Annotated in this window: 1 protein-coding gene; it reads left to right on the forward strand. The window is 64.2% G+C overall.

The features are described 5' to 3' along the window. A partial coding sequence (locus tag PMI03_RS12715; protein WP_007693681.1) for a hypothetical protein occupies window positions 1-3,903 on the forward strand: 3,903 nt, incomplete at both ends.

The raw sequence follows: 3,903 nt of genomic DNA on the forward strand, positions 1-3,903 counted from the left end.
CGGCCGCCGGCATCACCGGCCACAAGGATATCCGGCTTACCGGCGCGACCGATGTCAGCGGCCAGATTCTCGGTGCCGGCAATGTGACGCTCACCGGCAACAGCATCAAGGCTGGCTCGGTCATCGCCGGCACGGATTTCGTCACGACCAGCGCATCGTCGAGCGGCGCCATTGCCGTCGGCTCTGCCGGCGATCTCGTGATCGACGCGAATACGAGCGGCAGCGTCGATATCGGCACTCTTCTGTCCGCCGGCATGCTGACGGTCGATGCCGCAAGCTTCACGGCCAATAATGTCACCGGCCATGGGGCCGTTTCCATCGATGCCGCCACCAACGTCCAGGGTCAAATTCTCGCGGCAAGCGGTGTCTCGGTCGCCGGCGCGTCCATCCATGCTGGCGTCGTTGTTTCCGGTGTCGATCTTGCCGCCACGAGCCGGTCGACCACCGGCGATATCGTCCTCGGTGCGAATGCCGTGGATCTCACGCTCATCGCGACCGCTGGCGATATAGCTGCCGGCAATCTGCTGTCCGCTGGTAGCCTTGGTGTCCGCGCCTCTGGCAATATCACCGCCAATGCCGTCGCTCACAAGGATATGACCGGCACCGCCGGCGGCGCGATCACGCTGACCGGCCAGTCGCTCGCCGCCGGCAATGTCAACCTCTCGGCACAGTCGATCTCAGTTGGCACACTGGTTTCCGGCCTGGATTTCGCCGCCACCAATGCCTCGTCCAGCGGCAGCCTGATGCTGCAGCGCAGCGGCGCCATGAATCTCACGGCGTCAAACGGATCGATCACTGCCGGCACGGCGCTGCTCAGCGGCGGGGATCTTGCCGCCAATGCCCATCAGGATATTTCCTACGCCCTGCTGCAGAGCCTCGGCAACGCCTCCCTCACGGCTCCGGGCCAGATCAGTTACGGCAACCTCACCAGCACCGTCGGCAATCTGGCGCTGACGACCGGAAATGTCGATCTTTCGAACGGCCGGGGCGGGCATATCGCGACTGGCGGCACGCTGACCGTCAATGCGGCTTCCGCCGCCTTCAACAATTCGCGCCTCGTTCTTGGCGGACTCGCCCTCAATCTCTCCGGCAATGCCGATCTTACCAATGCGCAGATCAGCACCGCCACCAATGCCGGCGGCTCCGGCGATATCACGATCTCAGCCAGCAGCCTTATCACCTCCGATGCCACCGAGTTGCTGGCCGCCCACGATCTGGCGCTAACGCTGTCGAGCCTCGGCAACGCCGGGCAGCTTGCCGCCGGCCACGATCTGACGCTCAACACCACCGGTGATTTCACCAACACCGCGAGCGGCCTCGTCTACGCCGTCAACGCTGCGAGCCTCTTTGTTGGGGGTGGTCTCACCAACGACCAGGGCGCCATCATGTCAGGCGGGAATCTGACGATCGCCGGCGGTGCTCAGGGGCAAAGGAACAATGCGGTCGTCAACAGATCCGGCCTTATCCAGGCCGGCGGCGACATGTCGATCGTCACGAGCAATCTCGTCAACGAGCGCCTGACGACGCCGACCTGGGTGACGGGCCAATTGATCTCGTCAGGCGCGGTGGTGGGGACTTTCGTCCTCAATCCCGATGTTGCCGGCAAGCCGTTCGCCTATCTGGAAACGAGCGACCAGAACATATTCCAGCTCTATCCCGGCATCGATCCACCCTCTTGGCAGGAATATGAGCCGCAGCTGTGGTCGCAGGCAACTCTTGCCGACGGCACGGTCTACCATGCCTGGACCTGGGTCTCCGGCAACGGACCGACCGAAGTCCGGCCGATCCTCGACTGGATCAAGGACAGAGTGCCGAAAGACGCCAATGGCACCCCCGTGCTCGATGCGAACAATCCGTCGAAGTATTTCATCGTCGATCAAGTCATCCGCGGCGGCTCCGATACCAGCACGACCTATACCTGGGATCCGACCGCCAATATCAGCCAGTCGGTCTATGAGGATCGCTTCACCAGCGCCCTCAGTCCGGAGGCGGTGATCCGCGCTGGTCGCAACCTGACGATCGACGCCACCAATCTGACCAACGCCTATAGTACGATCGAGGCCGGCGGCAATGCGACGTTGACCGGCGGCACCTTGACCAACACGGGTGTCGCGCTCAATCGCACCACGACCCTGACCTGCAACGCGCAGGGCGCCTGCACGGCCTACAATGCCGACGGCACGGCCGATCCTTCGCGCAATATCGCAAGCGGAACATCCATCGTCAGTAAGACCGAGGTAATCGGCGGCGCAGCCGGCAATATCCATGCCGCCGGTGCGCTCAGCGTCAACTACGGAAGCGTCAACAACAGTGTGGCGGCCGGTTCGATGACCGGCGGGACTGCAGTTGCCTCGCTCAGCGATCCCGGCGATCCGCTGTCCGCTCTCGACGGGCTGACGGCCGGCGGGGCGCTCTTCAACGTCAACTCCGCCATAGCCGGCATCACGGCCGGCGGCGGTGCGACAGCGGGCGCTGGCGTGACGCTCAATGCCGGCAATCCCACGATCGGAACCGGGCCATCGGTCGGCGCCGGCGGCGTCGTGGCCAATGGCGGCGCGACCGTCAACGGCAATAGCCTCGTGGCCAAGCTCGGTATTGCGATCGGCAATGCCGATCTCGCCGAACTCGTGCGTGTCAACGGCGCCGAGCTTGCGGCAGCGGCCAAGCCCCAGTCGGGTGGCGTCGGCGGCACGATCCCCGGTCAGGTCTTCCTTTTCGAGACCCGCGCGGCGTTCCTCGATGTCAGCAAGTTCTATGGTTCCAGCTACGCCTTGAGCCGCCTCGGCTACACGCCGGACACCAGCGTCCCCTTCCTCGGCGACGCTTACTTCGAAAACCAGTTGGTCGACAGCCAGCTTCGCCAGCTCGTGGGCGAGGGGTTCGGCAACGGCTCCTTCATCCCCGGCAGCGACGCCATCGACCAGATGAAGACGCTTCTCGACAATGGCGTCGCCTATGCGCAGGCCCATGGACTTGCCGTAGGGCAGGGGCTGACGCCGGAACAGGCCGCCTCGCTCACGCAGTCGATCGTGATCTACCAGACGCAAACCGTGAACGGTGCGCAAGTTCTGGTGCCGGTCGTCTATGTCGCGGCAGCCGACAAGGCGAAGATCAACGGAGCCGGCGCGATGATGTCGGGCGGCAGCGTCAGCATGACGGTCGGCGATCTCAACAATTCCGGCGCCATCGCCGCGGCCGGCGGCATGGCGATCAACGCCAATACCATCAAGGCGAATGGCGGCAGCTTCCTCGCTGGCGGCGGCATGACCCTGGCCGCGACCAACGACATGTCGCTCTCGGGTCAAACCGTCAAGATCGGTGGCCAGACCATGGTCAATCCGACTGCCGGCGTGAAGGCGGGCGGCAATCTGCAGATGACGGCCGGTAATGCCATGACCCTGAATGCGGTCAGCGTCGATGCGGGCGGCAGCGCGCAGCTTTCGGCCGGCAACATCACGCTCGGTAGCGTCAAGGTCGACAATGCCGGCCAGCAAAATGCCACGGGAACGCGGATCACCGCAGCCGGCAATCTCGGCATTGTCGGTGCCAATGACGTCAATATCATCGGTTCCTCGGCCAAGGCCGGCGGCGATCTCGCCGTCACCGCCACGAACGGCGCGGTCAATATCGTCTCCACCGATGTCGCCCGCCGGACGGATGACGGCTATACGAAGACGGTGCGCACCGATCAGCAGGGCGCGCAGCTCTCCGCCGGCGGCAACCTGCTCGTCAACGGCAATCAGGGTGTGCTTATCTCCGGCTCGTCCGTATCGGCAAAGGGCGATGTCGGCCTGACGTCGAACGGGGACATCAACGTCACGACGTCGCAAAGCCAGTCGAACTCGACATTCGGCAAGGGCTCGTCGTCGTCGCTGACGCACAATGGCTCCACGATTACAGCCG

The organism is Rhizobium sp. AP16 (assembly GCF_000281735.1).
GTDB lineage: Bacteria > Pseudomonadota > Alphaproteobacteria > Rhizobiales > Rhizobiaceae > Rhizobium > Rhizobium rhizogenes.